13 protein-coding genes are annotated in these 20,772 nt (G+C 59.7%); 10 read left to right on the top strand and 3 right to left on the bottom strand.

Features of this window, described 5'->3' with window-relative positions:
• Positions 1-46: 46 nt before the first annotated feature.
• Together sov and DX909_RS06570 are read left to right on the top strand one after the other, a co-directional pair.
• Positions 47-7,447 carry a T9SS outer membrane translocon Sov/SprA gene (gene sov / locus DX909_RS06575; RefSeq protein WP_229310971.1) on the top strand — a complete coding sequence of 2,467 codons (7,401 nt, stop codon included), beginning with the start codon at positions 47-49 and terminating at the stop codon, positions 7,445-7,447.
• 65 nt (positions 7,448-7,512) lie between these two features.
• Positions 7,513-8,643, top strand: coding sequence for a BamA/TamA family outer membrane protein (locus DX909_RS06570; protein ID WP_128544356.1), 1,131 nt, complete (start codon positions 7,513-7,515; stop codon positions 8,641-8,643).
• Positions 8,644-8,665: 22 nt separating this feature from the next.
• Here DX909_RS06570 and DX909_RS06565 read toward each other — a convergent pair whose 3' ends face one another.
• Both DX909_RS06565 and DX909_RS06560 read right to left on the bottom strand, forming a co-directional pair.
• Positions 8,666-11,311, bottom strand: a complete 2,646-nt coding sequence (locus DX909_RS06565; protein WP_128544355.1) for an ABC transporter permease — start codon at positions 11,309-11,311, stop codon at positions 8,666-8,668.
• On the bottom strand, positions 11,308-11,640 hold the full coding sequence (locus DX909_RS06560; RefSeq protein ID WP_128544354.1) for a PadR family transcriptional regulator: 333 nt from the start codon (positions 11,638-11,640) through the stop codon (positions 11,308-11,310). The genes DX909_RS06565 and DX909_RS06560 overlap by 4 nt, the downstream gene beginning before the upstream one ends.
• Positions 11,641-11,873: 233 nt before the next feature.
• Between DX909_RS06560 and DX909_RS06555 the strand changes: the two genes are divergently transcribed.
• From DX909_RS06555 to DX909_RS06520, 8 genes are all read left to right on the top strand, one after another.
• Positions 11,874-13,988 (top strand): outer membrane protein assembly factor BamB family protein, encoded by a 2,115-nt coding sequence (locus tag DX909_RS06555; protein ID WP_128544353.1) that lies wholly within the window; start codon positions 11,874-11,876, stop codon positions 13,986-13,988.
• Positions 13,989-14,067: 79 nt separating this feature from the next.
• The gene (gene gcvH, locus DX909_RS06550; RefSeq protein ID WP_128544352.1) at positions 14,068-14,448 is read left to right on the top strand and encodes a glycine cleavage system protein GcvH; all 381 of its coding nucleotides are present in this window, start codon (positions 14,068-14,070) and stop codon (positions 14,446-14,448) included.
• An 82-nt stretch (positions 14,449-14,530) separates the two neighbouring features.
• A complete protein-coding gene (locus DX909_RS06545) occupies positions 14,531-15,838 on the top strand; it encodes a dihydroorotase (RefSeq protein WP_128544351.1) in 1,308 nt (435 codons plus the stop codon).
• Positions 15,835-16,413, top strand: coding sequence for a DUF4199 domain-containing protein (locus tag DX909_RS06540; RefSeq protein WP_128544350.1), 579 nt, complete (start codon positions 15,835-15,837; stop codon positions 16,411-16,413). The genes DX909_RS06545 and DX909_RS06540 overlap by 4 nt, the downstream gene beginning before the upstream one ends.
• A gap of 5 nt (positions 16,414-16,418) precedes the next feature.
• Entirely contained in the window at positions 16,419-16,940 is a 522-nt protein-coding gene (locus DX909_RS06535) for a DUF4199 domain-containing protein (RefSeq protein ID WP_128544349.1), read from the top strand.
• A 26-nt stretch (positions 16,941-16,966) separates the two neighbouring features.
• Positions 16,967-17,695, top strand: a complete 729-nt coding sequence (gene gldF / locus DX909_RS06530; RefSeq protein WP_128544348.1) for a gliding motility-associated ABC transporter permease subunit GldF — start codon at positions 16,967-16,969, stop codon at positions 17,693-17,695.
• A 1-nt stretch (position 17,696) separates the two neighbouring features.
• Positions 17,697-18,047 (top strand): VanZ family protein, encoded by a 351-nt coding sequence (locus tag DX909_RS06525; RefSeq protein ID WP_128544347.1) that lies wholly within the window; start codon positions 17,697-17,699, stop codon positions 18,045-18,047.
• A gap of 64 nt (positions 18,048-18,111) precedes the next feature.
• A complete protein-coding gene (locus DX909_RS06520; RefSeq protein WP_128544346.1) occupies positions 18,112-19,392 on the top strand; it encodes a Gfo/Idh/MocA family protein in 1,281 nt (426 codons plus the stop codon).
• A 43-nt stretch (positions 19,393-19,435) separates the two neighbouring features.
• Here the strand turns inward: DX909_RS06520 and DX909_RS06515 are convergent, their stop codons facing one another.
• Positions 19,436-20,752, bottom strand: coding sequence for a DUF4270 family protein (locus DX909_RS06515; RefSeq protein WP_128544345.1), 1,317 nt, complete (start codon positions 20,750-20,752; stop codon positions 19,436-19,438).
• Between the last annotated feature and the right edge of the window lie 20 nt (positions 20,753-20,772).

Genomic DNA, 20,772 nt, shown 5'->3' with positions numbered 1-20,772 from the left:
CCAGGCGAGGTTGGTAAGAGGCCGGGTTGGCCTTTGGTTGATCGTTTTGTGTTCGCTGGCGGCCGGTTCGTCGGCGGCACAAACGCCCGCACGCCGGCGACCGGTTACCCCTGCCGATTCGGCGGCCCGGGCGAGGCAGGATAGTATCCGGGCCCTCCGCTCGGCCGAACGTCGTCCGGTAATCCGCTGGCAGGACCGCTACCTGAGTCCTTTCTCGGTTCGTAACCCCCGTTCTCCCTTCATCCTCCGCGATCCGCGTTCGCTGTCCACCGACATCGGGCTGGATTCGCTCGGCCGGCTCTCCGTTACCGAACGGATCGGTATTCCGAAGGACGCCACCCAGGTGACGCTTCCGGCCATCCGGCCCGGTATTGCCCCAAATGCGACCCCGCCCCCGGGCGTTCCGACTCCGAATTTTCCGGCCGGCACCTCGATCGGCCTGCCCTACCGTCCGGCCGAGAGCCTGTCGTTTGATGACTATAACCGATTACAGAACCAGCGTGTTCAGCAAAATTTATGGAGGGAGTACAGCGCCCGGAACGAAGGCCAGAGTGCCGTCAGCGGACGGGGGCTGCTGCCCAAGCTGGACCTGCCTCCGGTTTTCGACCGGCTGTTTGGCGGTAACCTCGTGGATTTCAAGCCGAACGGCTTTGTCATGCTCGACTTCGGCTACCTCTACCAGTTCATCGACAACCCCATCATTCCGGTCCTTCAGCGCCGGAACGGAAACTTCATTTTCAACGAGCAGATCAATATCAACTTCAGCGGGAAGATCGGGGAACGGCTGGGCCTGACGGCCAATTACGACACCAAATCGAGCTTTAACTTCGAAAACGTCCTGAAGCTGAATTACCGCCCGCCGGTCCCGAACCTGCCGGGCGTGCCGAACGCCGGCGACCTGGGCAATGGGTTGACGAACGGCCTCAACAACGGCCTTTCTACCGGCCCGGCCAACGGTCTGAACGGAACCGGCAATACCGCCCTGATGCAGCCCGACATGCCGCAGTTCCAGCCGCAGGACCCGAGCATCGTGCAGGGGCTGGAAGCCGGTAACATCAACTGGGCGCTGAGCAGCCAGCTGATTCCGGGGGTACAGAACCTGTTCGGGGTAAAAACCCAGCTTCGCTTCGGGAAACTCTACGCCACGCTGGTGGCGTCCCAGCAGCGCTCCCGGCAGGAGGAAATCGTCATCAAGGGCGGCTCCCTCCAGCGAAATTTCGAAATCCGGGTCGATAACTACGACGAAAACCGCCACTTCTTCCTTTCGCATTTCTTCCGGAACAACTACGAGCGGTCGCTAAAACGCCTGCCGGTGCCGCTCTCAGGCGTTACCATCACGCGTTTGGAGGTATACGTGACCAACCGGACCAACACCACCGCCAGCCTGCGGAACATCGTCGGTTTTGCCGATCTCGGGGAATCCCGGCCGTACAACACGACGAACCAGAACCTGAATCCCACCAATCCGAACGGCAATGCCCCGACGGACAACAAAACCGGAAACGGCCTGTACGACAAACTGAACGCGAACACGGCCGTCCGGCAGGTCGATCAGGCCGGAGCGACCCTGGAGGGGCAGTTTGGGCTGGCCCGGGGAGTCGATTACGAACTCCTGCGCGGAGCCAAGCGCCTGACCGAAACCGAGTATAAGTTTCAGGCCGAACTGGGCTACCTGTCGCTGGTCACCCCGCTGCGCAACGACGAGGTGCTGGCCGTGGCCTATGAATACACCTACCAGGGCCGAAAGTTCAAAGTCGGGGAACTGACCGAGGACTATCAGAACCGGAAAGAGGACGAAGTGATCCTGCTGAAACTGCTCAAATCATCGACCATCCGCAACAATACCCAGCTGCCGATGTGGAACCTAATGATGAAGAACATCTATTCGCTGAATACCAATCAGATCAACAAGCAGAACTTTCAGCTCCGCATCATCTACAAGGACGACCTGACCGGGATCGACAACCCTACGCTGCAGGAAGGTCCGGTCCAGAATATTCCGCTGGTGCAGGTCTTCAACATGGATCAGGTGAACGCCCAGCTCGATCCGCAGCAGGACGGCAACTTCGACTACATCGAGAACATTACGATGGACAGCCGGTATGGGCGGGTCATCTTCCCGGTGCTGGAACCTTTCGGGTCGTATCTGAACACGAAACTCCAGGGCTACGAGGCTCTCCAGGCCAAGTACGTCTATAATGAACTGTACCGGACCACGCTGGTCGATGCCCAGCAGGTAGCCGGAAAGAACAAATTCTTCCTGCGGGGAAGCTACCAGTCGTTCACGGCCGGAGAAGTCCCGCTGCCCTACGGCGTCGATGAAAAGTCGGTGCAGATAACGGCCGGTGGAGTGCCGCTGTCGCCGGGCATCGACTTTGTGGTGGAACCGCAGATCGGCCGGATTCGCTGGCTGAACGAAAGCCTGCTGAGTTCCGGCCAGGAGATCCGGGTCCGGTACGAGCGGCCCGACCTGTTCCAGAACCAGATCCGGCGCCTGGTCGGAACCCGGCTCGACTATCGGCTGAGCCCGGAGGTGAGCCTCGGGATGACGGCCATGAACATGAAGGAAACCCCAGCCGGTTTTCTGACGCGGGTCGCCATCGGCAACGAGCCGGTCAACAACACCATCATCGGGTTCGACGCCAGCATCCGGAAAGACTCCCGGATGCTGACCCGGCTTCTGGACGGCCTGCCCCTGATCCAGACCAAGGAGATGTCCAGCATCGCCTTCCAGGGCGAGGTAGCTCAGCTGTTCCCCGGCGTGGCTCCGCGCGTGCAGAACAACGCCTTTATCGACGACTTCGAAGCCGCCCGGACACTCTACGACCTGACCCGTCAGCCGACCCGTTGGCGCCTGGGTTCCACCCCGCAGCGGTTTAACCAGGGCAGCGTCACCAACCCGCTGGAATCCGCCTTTAACCGCGCCCGGATTTCGGTTTATACCGTCGACAATACGTTCAGTACGTCGACGACCGTCGCCAGCAACCGGGCTCCGCAGAGCAACCTCGGCGAGAACGACCTCAAAAATTACTACGAGCAGTTCTTCCTGTCGCAGGAGCTGTTTAAAGGCCGCTCGGCCCGGCTGGTCAACCTGCCCGAAAACATTCTTGACGTGGCCTACTTCCCGAGGGAGCGGGGGATGTATAACTTCAACCCGAACCTCGACGCCGACGGCCGGCTTCAGGGCGACCCGCGCCGGAACTTCGGTTCGGTCATGCGGGCAATTGCCTCCGATGCCGATTTCGACAACGCCAACATCGAAAACTACGAGTTCTGGCTCATGGACCCCTTCCTGGGCGTGAACGGTGACACGCTGGCGGTGGTCCACGATGGCTTTGAAAACCGCCCGAACACGACCGGCGGCAAGCTGGTGTTCAACCTCGGCGACGTGTCGGAAGACGTGGTGAAGGATAACCGGTATAACTTTGAAAACGGACTGTACATCCCAAATCAGCCGCTGAACAAACGCGACTCGACGGCCTGGGGGTACGTGACCCGCTCCCAGTTCGTGACGCAGGCGTTCGACAACGGCGCGCGTGACCGGCAGGACGTCGGGCTCGATGGTCTGAGCAACCCGGAAGAAGCCCGGTACTTCCGGAGTTACATCGATCAGGTGTCGCCCCGGCTGAATGCTGCGGCCCGGGAACGCCTGCTCGGTGACCCGTCCAACGATGATTTTATCTTCTATTACGGCCAGCGCGCCGACTCGGCGAAGTACATCGTTTCCCGGTACAAGCAGTATATGGGGCTGGAAAACAACTCCCCGGAACTCCAGGACCGCAACCAGCTGGTGACGCCCGCTTCGACGACCCTGCCCGACATCGAGGACCTCAATACCGACAATACCGTCAACGAAAATGAAGCCTATTACGAATACGAAGTCGACCTGAAACCGGGCGGTCTGGAGGTAGGGAAGGGGTACATCGTCGACAAGGTGGACGTGCAGTCGAGGGCCGGTAAGACGGTTACCTGGTATCTGTTCCGGATTCCGGTCCGCGACTACCAGCGCAAGGTCGGCAGCATCAACAGCTTCAAGTCGATCCGGTTTGCGCGGATGTATCTGACGGAATTCCAGCAGCCGGTGGTGCTTCGGTTCGCCCAGATGCAGATGACCTCCAACCAGTATCGGAAATATACCGGTGACCTCTCGGCCCGCGGCCTTCAGGAAGTGCCGGAGCCCTACGACGCGCAGTTCAAGGTGGCGGCCGTCAACATCGAGGAGAACAGTGCGCCGGGTAACAACAAATACGTGTATCAGGTGCCGCCGGGTTTCATCCGCGACCGTGACTTTACGCAGCTGAACAACGTCCAGCTCAACGAGCAGTCCATGAGCCTGAGCGTGACCAACCTCCGCGACGGCGACTCGCGGGCGGCCTACCGCAACACCAACCAGGACCTGCTGTTCCGCGAGCGGCTGCGCATGAACATCCACCTGCACAGCGACGACAACGCCGACGGCCAGGTTTCGGCCTTCATCCGGCTCGGAACCGACTTTACCGACAACTTCTACGAAATTGAGATCCCGAATCTGAAGGCCACTCCGCAGGGGACGCAGCCGGCCGACGTGGTGTGGCCGTCCGACAACGAGCTGGACATCGCTTTCGAGGAACTGATCAACCTGAAGGCCGAGAAAAACCGCCAGCTCACGCGCACCTCGGCCACCCCGTTCACCCTGACCAGCCTCGACGGCCGGTATAAGCTGACGGTGGTCGGGAACCCGGACCTGAGTGCCGTTCAGGTCATTATGATCGGGGTCAGGAATCCGAAATCACCCGACGAACGGCCGCAGACCTTTACGGTCTGGGTCGATGAACTTCGGGCCACGGGCTTCGACCAGACCGCCGGCCGGGCCGCCGTGGGCGTACTGAACGCCAAGCTGGCCGACGTCGCCACCGTGACGGCCTCCGGGAAAATCACCACCTTCGGCTTCGGCGGGGTGCAGCAGCGGATCGCCGAGCGGGCACGCGAAACCACGACGGAGTACGGCATTCAGTCGGCCATTTCGGTAGACAAGTTCCTGCCCGAAAAGTGGGGGCTGCGGATTCCGCTGTTCATCAACTACGACCGCCGGCACATCCAGCCGCATTTCAATCCGCTCGACCCGGACACGCCCCTCGAAAAAACGCTTTCGACCTTGGGAGAGAACGAACGGGAGGCTTACCGCCGGCTCGTGGAGGACAATTCGGTCCGGCGCGGTTTCAACCTCTCGAACGTCCGGAAGGTACGGACGAACCAAAGCGCTCCGACGCACTTCTACGACGTGGAGAACCTGTCGTTTACCTATGCGTTCAATGAAGCGACCCGGACCAACATTCTGACCGACCAGTTCGTTCAGCGGCAATACCGGGGCGGTCTGGCCTATGTGTACAGCGCCCAGCCGAAGGCATTCGAGCCCTTCAAACGGTTCGAGGCTCTGGAACGGCCCTACCTCCGCTGGCTGCGCGACTTCAACCTCACGCTGCTGCCGACGCAGGTGTCCATCCGGGGTGAGGTCGACCGAAGCTTTATCAAAACCCAGCTCCGCAACTCCGAACTGACGACGGCCGGCGTGGTGCCGCAGTTTGAAAAATACTTCTGGTTCAACCGGTTTTACGACCTCCAGTGGAACCTGACGCGGAATCTCATCCTGACCTACAACGCCCGTTCCAACGCCATCATCGACGAGCCGGCGGGCGACCTCAATACACAGCAGAAAGCGGACTCCGTCTGGGCCAACGCCAAACGCTTCGGCCGGACGAAAAATTACGAGCAGAACATCCGGACCACCTACCGGATGCCGCTCGACAAGATTCCGCTGCTCGACTGGGTGGCCGCCGACCTGACCTATAACATCGGGTACCAGTTCCAGGCGAACTCCTACGGGATCAGAGATACCAATAATGTGGAGTTCGGGAACATCATCCGCAACAACCGGGAGTGGGGCATTCAGGGTAGGGTCGACTTTGTCCGGCTGTACAACAAGATCAAATCGCTGCGGTTTGCCAACACGCCCTCGGCGCCCCGGAAGAACTTTACCCGGAACCCCGGTGACATCGAGGACATCCAGCGGCAGGAAAACCGGGTGCTGAAAAGCTTCGTGCGGACGCTGCTGACCATTCGGGGCATCAACTTCAACTATACTGTGCAGGAATCGACCTTCCTGCCGGGCTTCCTGCCGACGGCCCGGTTCTTCGGCAACTCGCGGGAGAATGCGCCCGGGCTGGGCTTTATTCTGGGGAGTCAGGACCGGCGGTTCCATTACCGGGCCGCCGAGCGGGGCTGGCTGTCGAAAAGCCAGCAGCAGAACCAGTATTTCACTCAAACGCTGGCTAAAAAGTTCGACGCCCGCACGACGCTGGAGCCGTTCCGGGATTTCCGGATTACGGTCGAGGCCCGTCTGACCCGGCAGGACACCTACCAGGAATTGTTCCGACCCGATTCGACCGGGCAGTTTGCGAGCCTGAGTCCGTTCCGCAACGGTCAGTTCAGCATGTCGTTCCTTTCGTTCAAGACGGCCTTCACGAAGCTGAACCGGAACAATACCTCGCCGATTTTCGACCGCTTCGCCCAATATCGAAAGATCATTCTGGCCCGGCTGATGCAGATCAACCCGGAGGTCGGCAATGGCGGCCAGTACAACCTGAATTCGCAGGATGTGCTGATTCCCGCCTTTTTCGCGGCTTACAGCGGCAAGGACCCGAACAAGGTGAAGATGAACCCGTTCCTGCGGATTCCGCTGCCCAACTGGCGCGTCGATTACAACGGCCTGTCGCAGCTGAAACCGTTCCGGAAGCTGTTCAGCGCCTTCACGCTTTCACACGCCTATACCTCGACCTACAGCGTCGGGAACTTCACCTCCTCGCTCGACTACGATGCCTTGTACGTGAATCTGGCCGTGATGGGCTACCCGCTGTCGAGCCGGTACAACGACACCCGGCAGTTCGTGCCGGTATTCGTGATGAGCACCATCACCATGTCGGAACGGTTCTCGCCCCTGCTGGGCGTCACGTTCCGGACCCAGAGCAAGATCAGCGGGGGGCTGGAATACAACCAGGACCGCAGCGTGGCCCTGAACCTGTCGAATGCCCAGGTGGCCGAACTGACCAACAAGGACATTACGTTCCGGTTCGGCTTCACCAAGAGCAATTTCAAAATTCCGTTCAGGATCAACGGCGCGTACCGGAAGCTGAAAAACGACCTGACGTTCAACTGCAACCTGACCTTCCGCGATACGCGGGCCGTCCAGCGCAAACTGGATGAGACGGTCGAAAACGGGGTCGGGGAGCAGGTAATTACGGCCGGAAACGTCAACTTCCAGCTGCGGCCGCAGATCAGCTACGTCGTCAACCGTCGCCTGAACCTCCAGTTCTACTTCGACCGGACGTTCAACGATCCGCTGGTATCGAACTCCTTCCGCCGGGCCACCACCGCGGGCGGGGTGCAGGTGCGGTTCAACCTGGCCGAATAAGGCCGATCGAAATCGTTCGGCCGGGTTTTTAGTTATACTACTGGAATCAAGGTCGAACGAACACGATGCGCCTGAAGGCAGCGGTATTTTTTCTGGGTTTCTGGCTGGTCGATGAGCCGCTGCGTGCGCAGGGTCAACTGGGGCGATTCATTAATAAAGTGCTGAACGACACCTCGTCCGCGGCCACCTCGAAACTTCTGGTGTTCCCGACGGCGGGCTATGCGCCCGAAACCAGCGTCGAATTCGGTATCCGCACGTTTTCGCTGTTCTACGCCAGAAAGGATACCGCCATCAACCGGCTGAGCGAGATCAATCTCTACACGTTCGTTACCCTCAGGGGGCAGTTCGGCGGCCTGCTGGAAAATGCCGCCTATACCCATCGGAATAAATACTTCTTTCTGGGAAGGGCCCGCTATCAGCAGTTTCCGCTGCTCTACTACGGCATCGGCCCGGCCACCCCTTCGGATCACCCCGTTCTGGTGAACTCCAGCTATTTCCAGATCCGGCAGCGAATTCTGCGGCAGGTGGCCGGTAACTGGTACGCCGGGGCCGAGGTCGATTTTCAGGACATCCGGCGGGTTTCGTTCGAATCGGAAGGAAAACCGAATTTCCTGGTTCCGGAGGGCGCACAGGGGTCCAGGACCACCGGTCTGGGAGCCGCTCTGGTATTCGACGACCGGAAAAACGTGCTGAACGTGCGTCGCGGGCAATTTCTGGAAACCGCCATTTTGTGGTTTGGACCGGGGCTGGGCAGCGATTACCGATACCGAAGCCTGATCCTCGACGGCCGTCTGTACCGCCCTCTCGGCCGGAATAACCGGGTGCTGGCCCTTCAGGTGGCCGGCACCTTCCTGACCGGCACCGTTCCTTTCAATAATCTCGGTCTGCTCGGGGGCGAAAACCTCATGCGGGGCTATTATCTCGGCCGGTATCGCGACAAAAACGTGCTGGCCGGGCAGGCCGAACTGCGCTGGCTGCCGTTCGGGTTCAGCAAACGGTGGGGCGGCACCCTCTTCGCCGGCCTCGGCACCGTAGCCCCCCGACCGGCCGAGTTCCGGCTGAACCAGCTTCGATGGGCGGCCGGGGGCGGTATCCGGTTTCTGTTCTTTCAGAAGAAAGACGTCTTTCTCCGCGCCGACCTCGGAATTACCCGCGAAGGAACCGGCTTTTATGTATCGCTTGGAGAAGCGTTTTGAAAGAATTCCTTATTCATCATTTCTATTCCGCCTTAAGGCTTTTTACCGGGTTTGAAACCGCGGCCCGGACCGCCTGGAAACTGACCGTGAACAGGGCGATCAGCAGGGCGATGCCGGCGGCCCCCAGAAACGTCCAGGCGCTCTGGTCAATCCGGTAGGGAAAATTCTCCAGCCATCGGTTCAGGGCATACCAGGCCACCGGGAAAGCCAGCACGAAAGAACCCCCCACCAGCTTCAGGAAGTCCGAAGACAGCAACCGGACGATGCTCGACACCGACGCTCCCAGCACTTTCCGGATGCCGATCTCCTTGAACCGGCGCTCGGCCGACAGTGTCGCCAGTCCGAACAGCCCGATGGCCGAAATGAAGATGGTCAGAACGGCACCGAACAGCATGATCTGCCGCCACTTTTCCACCGCTTCATAACTCTGCCGGTTGTCCTCGTCCTTGAACTTGTAGGCGTACGGATTGATCGGGAACAACTTTTTGTAAACCGCTTCGATGTGGTTCAGACTCGCGGTTTCCGTCCCCGGTTTTATTTTGATGTAGGCCATCCCGAAACTGTTGCCCGGCCGCATCGTGAAGAGTTGAGGGCGGATTTCTTCATTCAGGGGAAGAAAGTGATAATCTTTCACCACGCCGATGATGCGGTATTTTTCATTGTTGTTGTACCAGAAGTTGACCTGCTGCCCTATCGGGTTTTTCCAGCCCGCCTTCTTTACGAAGCTTTCGTTGACGATGACCGACTGGCTGGAGTCGGACGGGAAGTCGGGCGAGAAGTTGCGGCCTTTCAGGATGGGAATTTTCAGCATGGGCAGGTAGGCTTCGTCCACCGTTTCATAGGTAAACTCGATCTGCGTTTCGCCGTTGATTTTGGCGACCGTTCCCCAGCGGCCCTGGTTTTTGGCCGCCATGCCGGCGATGGCCGGGTTGTTGACCAGTTGCTCGCGCAGAAGTTTGGCTTCGGGCCGGGTCAGGTTCGATTTGACGACCGTGATCAGATTCCGGTCATCATAACCCAGGTCTTTGGAGGTCAGGTAGTTAAACTGGGAGGTGACGGTCAGGGTGGCGATGATCAGGAACGAAGCCAGTGAAAATTGCAGCACCACCAGCGATTTCTGGAGGTAATTTTTGCCCGAAAACCGAAACCGGCTGTACAGCGTCTCCACCGGATTGAAGCCCGAAAGCACCAGGGCCGGGTAGAAACCGGCCAGCAGGCCCGTCAGGAAAAACAGACTCAGATAAGCCGTAACCAGCCGGAAGTCAAACAGATAGGAGAGGGCAAGCGCCTTATTCGACACCTGATTGAAGGTGGGCAGGACCAGCTGCACCAGCACCAGGGCCAGCGCAAACGCCCCGAAACTCAGCAGGTAGGATTCCCCCAGAAACTGTAGAATGAGCTGCGACCGCCCACCCCCGACGACCTTCCGGACCCCGATCTCCTTGGCCCGTTTCAGGGAGCGGGCAATGGTCAGGTTGACGAAATTGATGCAGGCGATCAGCAGAATGAACAGGGCAATGCCCGACAGGATGTAGGAGAACATCGGGTTGCTGTTGTCGACCAGACCGTTGTCGGCCGGCAGGTCGGGGTTCAGGTGCATATCGGTCAGCGGCTGGAGCGCATACACCCGTTTCTGGGTCAGGCCGTATTTTTCAGCCACCATTTTCATCTGTTCGCGGGCGTCGGCCTGATAAACCCGGTTCATCCGGGCTTCGACGGCTCTCAGGTCCGAGCCGGGCCGCAGCAGCACGAAGGTATTCTGGAAGGTGCTGAACCAGTCGGTTTCGTCGTTGTTGCCTTCCTTGTCGTAATAGGGCATCACGATATCGAACTTGATCGAGGAGTTCTGGGGCGCTTTCCGGGCCACGGCGGTCACCGTATACGGTTTAAACGGTGACTCGCTGTTGTAGGAATCCTTCAGAAAAAGGATTTTTCCGAGCGCATCCGTGGTTCCGAACGCTTTGGCGGCCATCTCCTCCGACAGAACGACCGACTGGGGCTTTTGCAGGGCGGTAACCGGGTTGCCGTGGATCAGCGGGAAGGAGAAAAGGTTGAAAAAGCTGGTATCGGCATAAAACACGCTTTGGCTGACGATCTCATTGCCCAGTTTCAGGTCGTTCCGGTGTTCGCGGTACCGGACGAAGGACCGGATGTCCGGCACCCCGGCCTTGAATTTCGGCCCCTGAACCGCCCCCGTATTCCCGCCCTGCCCTTCGGGAACCCCGGCGGCCGTATAGGTCCGCAGCACGATCCGGTAAATCTGGTCGGTATTCCGGTGAAAGCGGTCGTAGCTGACCTCGTCTTTGGTGTAGAGCAGGATCAGCATGGCGGCCCCGAGTCCGATGCTGAGGCCGACGACGTTGATGATGGAATAGGCTTTGTTGTGCGCCAGGGTCCGAAAGGCGATTTTCAGGTAGTTTCGCAGCATGGTGAGACTCAGTAGGGGTTGGGATGCTTGAAGTTCGTATTTCGGTTTTCGTCGAAGGAAAAACGGGCTCAGGTAATTCAGGGCGGCCAGGGCGTATTCGCGACGGGCGCGGCCCGGTTCTACTTCCCCGACGCGTCGGGAGAAGACTTCGTAGAGGTCGCCCTGGACGTCCTCCAGCAGGTGCGGTTCCAGAAACAGTTCGAGCAGGCGGTCGGCCCAGCGGGGAGGAGCGGCTTTCATGTCAGCTGAAATTTACCGGGTGGGATGGCCTGCCAGAGACGCGCCCGCACCTCCTGAATGTCCTGAAGGGCCCGGACGCCCGCGTTGGTCAGGGTGAAAAACCGCTTCCGGCGGCCGCCCCGCTCGGCGGTGGCCCCGCCCATGACGGAAGAGAGGAAACCCTTTTCCTCCAGTCGGTACAGGGTCGCGTGGACGGCGCTCATGGTGATCGAGCGGCCGGTCTGCTGCTGGACGTCCTCCCAGATCGTGACGCCGTACGCTTCCGAAGGGCAGGCAGCCACCACCAGGAGGACGATCTCCTCAAACTCTCCTAAAAAGGCTCGGCGCATGGTGAAGGTGAAGCAAGAGAATTAGTTGTAATTTTGCAAAACAAATCTCCTGCCAAACTTAAAAATGCGGCTCAGGCACTGGAATGGGGCGTCCGCCCGGCCGGTCCTGTCCGAATCCGTACAGCCTTTGTCCAACCCCGGACAGCAGGAAGGAAGCCGCCCGAAGCCGGTTTCCCGGCGGGCAAGTAACTGGAGAAACTCACGGCCTTTTTGGGATACAAACCCAGACCTTCATGCCCTTCCGAAACCTTCGTCCATTTTCTTTCGGTCTTCCTGCCGTCTTGCTGCTGCTGGCGGCATCGGCCGTCCGGTTTCAGGCCCCGGCCGAGACCGACTGGCCCGAGTTTTACGGAAATGCCGAACGGAATCATTATTCTCCTCTGGATCAGATTGATACCGCCAGCGTCCGGCGGCTGAGAAAAGTGTGGGAATATGCCTCGGGCGGAGCCGATACCGTCGGCAACCAGACGCAGATGCAGGTGAATCCAATCGTCATCGGCGGGGTGCTGTATGGGGTTTCGGCGGGCTCGCAGGCATTTGCCCTGGAGGCCGCGACTGGCCGGGAACTCTGGAAAACCGCCCTGAGCGACGAGACGTTTAAAATGACCAGCCGGGGCGTCACCTTCTGGACCGACGGGAAGGAACAGCGCATCTTTTTCGCCTTCGGGCACCTGCTCTACGCCCTCGACGCCCGCACGGGCCGGCCCGTTCCCGGCTTCGGGCAGGGTGGAAAGATCAACCTGCGCACGGGGCTGGAGCGCCCGGGAGCCGACGACTACGTGGTCTGCAACACCCCCGGCACCGTGTTCGAAAACCGCCTGATCGTCGGAGTCCGGGTGTCGGAAGGGCCGACCGCCCTCAAAGGCGACATCCGGGCCTACGATACGCGAACCGGACGGCTGCTCTGGACCTTCCGGACCATCCCGCAGCCCGGTGAATACGGTTATGAAACCTGGCCGAAAGACGGTTATAAGAACGTGGGCGGAGCCAATAACTGGATGGGCATGGCCATCGACCGCAGGCGCGGGATCGTCTACGCGCCCACCGGCTCGGCGGCTTTCGACTTCTACGGCGGAAACCGGCACGGCGACAACCTGTTCGCCAACTGCCTGCTGGCTCTCGACGCCCGGACCGGCCGACGCATCTGGCATTTTCAGCTCGTCCACCACGACATCTGGGATCGTGACCCGCCTGCCGTACCGAACCTGCTGACGGTGACCCACGGCGGAAAACGGATCGACGCCGTGGCCCAGATCACCAAGCAGGGCCACGTCTTCCTGTTCGACCGAGTCACCGGAAAACCGCTGTTCCCGATCGAGGAAAAACCGTTTCCGGCCTCCGATATCCCCGGCGAGAAAACGTCGCCAACCCAGCCGATCCCGCTGAAACCGGCGCCCTTTACCCGCCAGACCTTCACCGAGCAGGACCTCAGCGAAACCGTGGCCGACCGGGAAGCGGTGTTGAAGCAACTCCGCGAAAGCCGCACCGGAACGCCGTATTATCCGGTCGGACGGCAGAATACGCTGTTCTTCCCCGGTACCGACGGCGGGGCGCAGTGGGGTGGGGCCGCCATTGACCCGGAAGGCATTCTGTACGTTCCGGCGAAGGAGATCCCGGTATATTCCTCGCTCGTCGATGCGCCGAAGCCGACGCTCGTCAGCAGTTCGGAAAAGCTGTATGCAGCCAACTGCTCCGGCTGCCACGGCGCCGACCGTCGGGGCGACCATAGCGGGGCCTACCCTTCGCTGGTGGAGGTGAACCGGCGCCTGACCCCCGAGGCCATCCATCAGATTCTGAAAAAGGGGCGGGGTATGATGCCGGCGTTTTCCCACCTTTCCGACGCCGAGCGAACCGCCATCGTGAATTTTATTTCGGGAAAAGTATCCTCCGAAAACGTGGCCTCCGCCGGCCGGCGGACCTGGCTGCCCTACGTCCATACGGGCTATAATCGGTGGTACGACAAAAACGGTTATCCGGTCAGCCGCCCGCCCTGGGGCACCCTGACGGCCATCGACATGAATACCGGTGAGCACCGCTGGCAGATACCGCTCGGCGAGTTTCCGGCCCTGACCCGGCAGGGCCTGCCGCCCACCGGAACCGATAACTACGGCGGCCCGGTGGTGACGGCCGGCGGATTGATTTTCATTGCCGCCACCCCCGACGAAAAATTCCGGGTTCTCGACCGCCGGACCGGAAAACTCCTGTGGGAAACGAAGCTTCCGGCGGCCGGCTATGCCACCCCCACGACCTATTCCGTCAGCGGAAAACAGTATGTGGTCATTGCCTGCGGGGGCGGCAAACTGAAAACCCGCTCAGGTGACCGATACGTGGCCTTTGCGCTCGAATGAGGGGAAAGAAACGCCGGCCGGAGGGTTTGCAAAACCGGTTTACGTGTGTAAATTGCGGCACCAAACCAACCCGGTAGGCATGAATTTCCCCGAAGAACTAAAGTATACGGAAGATCACGAGTGGATTCGGATCGAAGGCGACATCGCTGTGGTCGGCATCACGGATTTTGCACAGAGCGAGTTAGGTGATATTGTGTATGTGGACATCACGACGGTCGGGCAGACCCTTTCCAAAGGCGATGTGTTCGGTTCGGTCGAGGCCGTGAAAACGGTATCGGACCTGTTCCTTCCGCTCGACGGTGAAGTGCTGGAAATCAATCCGGAAGTTGAAAAGTCACCCGAACTGGTCAACGAAGACCCCTACGGGCGCGGCTGGATGATCCGTCTGAAACTGGCCGACGGGGCCGCCGTCGACAACCTGCTCAGCCAGGAAGCCTATAGAGACCTGGTCGGTGCGTAAGCCTGATCCATCGACATAATAAAGCTCCGGCAGGGGCTTTTTTTTTGAATACCCCGCCCGCTTTCGTCCGGGAAACAACCTTATGAAAGTACTTATTCGTTCCGCCCGCATCGTCGATTCGCAGTCACCCTTCCACGGCCAGACCCGCGACCTACTCATCGAAAACGGACTCATCCGTCAGATCGGGGAGTCTCTGGCGGCCGACGAGCCGGTTCAGGTCATCGAACGGGAAGGCCTCTGCGTCTCGCCCGGCTGGGTCGATCTGCGGGTGTCGGCCAAAGACCCCGGTTTTGAACATAAGGAGGACCTGACGACGGCCTGCCGGGCTGCGGCCCGGGGCGGTTTTACGGACATTGCCGTGCTGCCCAACACCAGCCCGGCCCTCGATTCCAAGGATACCATCGGGTACGTGAAGCAGGTGACGATGGGCCAGCCCGTGTCGGTGCATCCGATTGCGGCCGTTACCAAACGCATTGAGGGTAAGGATTTTACGGAGATGATCGACCTGCACCAGGCCGGTGCGGTGGCCTTCTCGGATGGGGAGCATCCCCTCTCCGACCCGGATCTGCTGCTCAAAACCCTGCAATACCTCCAGCCGTTCAACGGCCTGCTGATGAACCGCCCGGAAGAACAGCGGCTGACGCAGTTCGGCCAGATGCACGAAGGCCTGACCAGCACGCTGCTCGGCATGAAGGGGATGCCCGCGCTGGCCGAGGAAATGGCCGTCGAGCGCGACCTCCGGCTGCTGGAGTACGTGCTGGGTCTGGGTTCCGGCGAAAAGCCGGCGCCCCCCCCGACACCGGAGATTACCGTGCTGCACTTCTCCACGATCTCCACGGCCCGGTCGGTGGAACTGATCCGACAGGCCAAGGCGCAGGGACTACCGGTGAGCTGCGACGTGGCCGCCCACCAGCTCGCCTTCGACGACACGGCCCTGATGAGCTTCGATACGAACCTGAAAGTCAACCCGCCCTTCCGGCTGCCGGCCGATCTGGCGGCCCTGCAGCAGGGCCTGATCGACGGAACCATCGACGCCATCGTTTCCGACCATAACCCGCAGGACGAGGAAAGCAAAAACCTGGAATTCGACAACGCGGAATTCGGGATCATCGGGCTGGAAACGGCCTTTGCGGTGGTTCGGACTTATTTTCCGGCGTACCCGCTGGAGCAATTGATCGACCGGCTGACGCGCCGGCCGCGCCGGATTCTGCGCCTGCCCGCCCAAAGCATCGACGAGAACCAGCCCGCCACGCTGACCCTTTTCGATCCCGACCTGGAATGGACTTTTGAAAAAACGGCGTCCCGCTCGAAAAACTCGCCTTTCCTGGGCACAACTTTGAAAGGCAGGGCGTTATGGATCATCGGCAAGGGACTCGCCGAACACGTATGAAAACATTCCTGGCATTTTTTAATCAACCTCTGCTCAAATGGCCCATCCTGTTCGGGCTGGCGACGGGGGTGTTTTCCTTTCTCTATTTTCTGTCGCTTTATTTCCTGGGCTTCGTTCCGCTCGGAAACCGGAAAACCCCCGACATCGGCATCACGATCATCCTGATGACGGCGGCCGTATGGTATTACCGGCGGAAAATCGGCAAGGGGCTGCTGCACCTGTGGGAAGCCATCACGATCTGCTACGTGGTCAATACCGTCGGGGCCATCATCAATGGGTGGCTGATTTATTTTTTCGTCACCTACATCGATCCTTCGGTGTTCGTGCGTTATACCGACGAGCTGCGGCAACTGATCTCCTCCCGGCAGGGACAGCTGGTGAAGGAACTGGGCCGGGAGGCTTATCTGAAACTGCTTCAGGGCGTTGGAGAAATCCGGACGGCCGACCTGATCACGGACGAAATCAGTAAGAAAACCGTCCTGGTCATCCTGCCGGTATTGATTATTTCCTTAATTTTCCGAAGACAGGCCTACAGCCTTTACAATACCCAACCAACTGATACTCCAAAATCCTGACAGAAATGGAAGAACAACCGTCGACCGCCCGGCTGGCCTTGAAATGGGGGGTAATTTCCGGGGTGATTTCTATGGTCTATACCACCGCCCTGTATATTTCCGGCCAGTTTACCAACACCGCCCTGACCTGGCTGAGCCTTGTCATTTCGGTCGTTCTGATCGTGATGGCCATGCGGGAATACCGGTCCCTGAACAACGGGTTCATGTCGTACGGCGAGGGCCTCAGCCTCGGCACGCTGCTGACCGTCATCGGCGCGCTGATCGCAACGACGTATAACTTCATCTATACGACCTTTATCGACACCACCATCCGGCAGCAGGTCCTGGACCAGGCGCGGGCCAACATGGAGGATCAGGGCATGTCCGACGAGCAGGTCGAACAGGCGATCGAACTGGCCCAGCGACTCCAGAGCCCCGGGCTTCAGTTTCTGTTCGGTATTCTGGTTTCCGCCTTTTTCGGTCTGCTGATTTCACTGGTCGTGGCGGCTTTCCTGCGCCGGAACAAACCGTTCGGCGAGCTATCGTGACGGGTTAGCTCGCGAAATCCCATTCTATGTTCTCCGTCTTCCGAAAAGAAATTAGCAGTTTTTTCAGTTCGCCCGTTGCCTACATCATCATGGCGGTTTTTCTGACCGCCATCGGTCTGATGCTCTGGGTGTTCCCGGACACGAGTCTGCTGGACTACGGCTATGCCGACATGGGGGTGTTTTTCAACCTGACGCCCTACGTGATGCTGTTTCTGATTCCTGCCGTTACGATGCGCTCCATCGCCGAGGAGGTCCGGACCGGCACCATTGAGTGGCTGCTTACCAAGCCGCTCACCCGCCGGCAGCTGGTGCTGGCCAAATTCGCGGCCAACTGGCTGCTGGTCGCCCTGTTGCTGCTCCCGACCCTGCTGTATTATTATTCGATCCATGAACTGGGAAATCCGCGCGGGAACGTCGATTCGGCCTCCGTGTTCGGGTCGTACATCGGCCTGCTCCTGCTCAGTGGGGTTTTCGTAGCCGTCGGGCTGTTTGCCTCCTCCCTGAACGACAACCAGGTGGTGGCCTTCGTGCTGGGTGTCTTTCTTTGTTTTCTGCTGTACATCGGCATCAGTTCGGTGGCCGGCCTAGAGCCGCTGGAAGCCGTTTCCTACCCGCTGTCCTGGATTGCCCTCGATGAACAGTACCGGTCATTGGGCCGGGGCCTGATCGACTCCCGGAACGTAATCTACCTGTTGAGCCTGATTGCCCTCTTTCTGTACCTGACCGAGTGGCGGACCTCCACCCTTACCCGATAAGATGCGATTGAATACCCTCATCAAATGGGCCGCCATCGGCTGGACGATTGCCATCTTTCTCGGATGCGCCTGGCCGAACGACGAGCTGCCCGAGGAGATCGTCACCGTCAATGATAAGTTCATCCATGCTTCCATCTTCGCCGTCTGGGCAATTCTGTGGGGCATGGTCTACCGTCTGCCGGCCCGGCTGTTCTGGATCGGCGTCCTGTATGGTTTCGGGATAGAATGTTACCAGGGAATCATGCCGATCAACCGCACCTTCGACTGGTTCGACCTCCTGGCCGACAGCCTGGGCGTTCTCATCGGGGTGAGTGCGGTTACTTTCTTTCAGCGCAGACTGTCCAGGGGTTGATTTTTCGGGGAATTTTTGATTACCTTACCTCTGAAATTTCTTTCCTCAACCCCTCGAACCGTTTATGAATCAACCTCTTAGCCGAAGAGATTTTCTGAAGCAGGGATCGGCGGCCGCCTTTGCGCTGACCTATCTGCCGAACCTGCGGAAAGTAGCGCCCAGCGATCGGCTTCGCATCGCCCACATCGGCCTGGGCGGGATGGGCAACAACCACATGGGGTGGTTTGCCAAACTGCCCGAAGTCGAAATCGTCGCCCTCTGCGACCTCGATCAGGACCACCTCAACGGGACGCTCAAAAAGCTGGGCGAACTCCGGCCCGATACCAAAGCCCAGGGTTTTGCCGACTTCCGGCAGGTGCTCGACCGGAAGGACATCGACGCCGTGACCGTAGCCACCCCGGATCACTGGCACGCCCAGATCGCCATGCTGGCGTTTGAGGCCGGCAAGGATGTGTATGGCGAAAAACCGCTTTCGTTCGACGTCCGGGAAGGGCAGCGGATGCTCAAAAGCCTGAAGCGGCACAACCGGGTCTTCCAGCTCGGCACCCAGATTCATGCGACGGACAATTACCACCGGGTGGTCGAACTGATCCGTTCGGGTGCCATCGGCAACGTCCATACCGTCCGGCTCTGGAAAACCGGCCTGCCGCCCGAACTCGGCCCCGCCCGCTACCAGGAGCCGCCCCCGACCCTGAACTGGGACATGTGGCTCGGCCCGGCGCCCTACTCCCTGTATACCCCCCAGCGGTGCCATTTTACGTACCGGTATTTTCTGGATTATTCCGGCGGGGTATTTCAGGATTTCTGGTCGCACATCGCCGACATCGCCTGGTGGTCCGTACAGCCGAAGAATCTGAAAACCGTCAGCGCCCGGGGTGAAGCGCCCGAAGGCATCGGCGACGCCCCGAAACGCATCGCGGTGGACTATGAATTCGAAAACCTGAAACTGTACTGGACCTCCGAGCCGCCAAACGTGCCGGGGGCCGAGAAACGCGGTATCGGCGCTTTTTTCGAGGGCGACAAAGGCACCCTGATCTGCGATTACAACAGCCGTGAGATCACCATCAACGGGCAGACGATGACCGACATCCCGGAGGTGGCCCAGTCAATTCCGCGTTCGCCGGGGCACCAGCAGAATTTCGTCGACGCCGTCAAAGCCCGGACGCAGCCCGAATCGAACCTGGAATACGCCCGCCAGATGACCATGCCGATGCACCTCGGTCTGATCTCCTACCGTCTGGGCAGAAAGCTGGAATGGAACGCCCGGAAAGAGAAGTTCAGAGGGGACGGGGAGGCCAACGGCTTTCTGTCGCGCGAGTATCGAAGCAAGTGGGACCTGACCTGATGCAGACAGGAAAGACCGGCAGGAAGGCCGGTCTTTCTTTTTCTCAGGAATTGGAGGTCATCAGCAGCCGGAGCCGGATGCGGTCGGTCGTGCTTTTCTGGTCGCCCAGCGTGACCTGCCGGACCACGGTCCGGAGGTTTACCCGGTCGGCCGAAACGGTCAGAATGAGCGGGCGGTTGGGCGTTTGTTTCCGGATCACCTGGCTGATGTATTGGGTCAGGTTGAAAATATACCCATCCTGTAACTCCAGTTCATTCGGCAGAAACCCGTACAGGGCCGTGGCCGCTTCCGCGCCCGAACTTCCCGCCGGCACCGTCGCAATCAGTTCATTCTGGCGATTGGTCTGAAAGAGGGCCAGCTGCTCCGGCGGAGGGGCATTGTCGCGGACCTCCCTCCGGATGGGCTGGATAAACAGTTCGGCCCGGTTCAGCCCGACAAAATCTTCCGGTCGGATGAAATCGCCGAGGGCAGGAAATTCGATGCGGGTTCGTAGTCCGATGCCGACGCCGACCCAGGTAGCTTTTCCGCTTTTGTCGCTGGTCACTGCATCCGTGGCCTTTTGCAGCGGCTCCAGCGTGGCGCCTTTCCGGTCCACGACCAGCCGGCTGAACCGGACCAGCTCCAGCGGAAACCGCAAACTGGAAGCCGTGCGGCCGATGTCGTTGGCGTGATAGTACAACCGCAGGCCGGTCTGCTCACCCACCATCCGGAACGCCAGAAACAGATTGGCCGGTGCCTGACCCACCAGCGCCAGCCCTTTCCAGAAGCTGGTCATGGTTTCGGTATCGTTGATCTCTTTGGCAATCAGTCGGTCGAAGAATGATTGCGCCACAGCGTTGGGAATCCGCATCCGGATTTTTTTCGTACCGTCGTTCGGCCTTGGGCGAAATGTATACTGAATCAATGGATCGGCCTGGTAGCCGGCCGAACTGCTGTTGTAATAAGTCTGGCTGTTGGACAGGGAACCCGTCAGCTGGTGAATGTTCAGCGAAAAGCCGGCCGTCGTATCGCCGTAGGAAAAGGAATAACCCAGTTCCAGGACCAGTGAATCGAGCCGGAGTCCTTTCCGGCCGCCGAGGTCGTTGGCCACGTAGTCGACCGAGGTAAAGCCGCTGCCCGTCAGCGTGCCGGTCCGGGGGTCGTTCCACCGCCCGACCAGAACACTGCTGTCCGAGGAGGTGACGAACGAATCCGGCATGAGGACGGTGGAAGTCCGGACCGTGATCGAATCCACGTACTGCATCTGTAAGGTATTGGGATTGATGACTTCCTGACCAATGTCGGGATCACCGGACTGGCAGGCCGCCAGCGCGAAGCCGGCCGCCGTCAGCAGCAATCCCGAACGCAAGAGGTATTTCATGAGGATATACGGTTGGTTGG

The sequence above is a fragment of the Larkinella soli genome (assembly GCF_003703975.1).
Classification (GTDB): Bacteria; Bacteroidota; Bacteroidia; order Cytophagales; family Spirosomataceae; genus Larkinella; species Larkinella soli.
The sequence above is the reverse complement of the archived record's forward strand: the minus strand, read 5'-3'. Positions and strand labels throughout refer to the sequence as shown.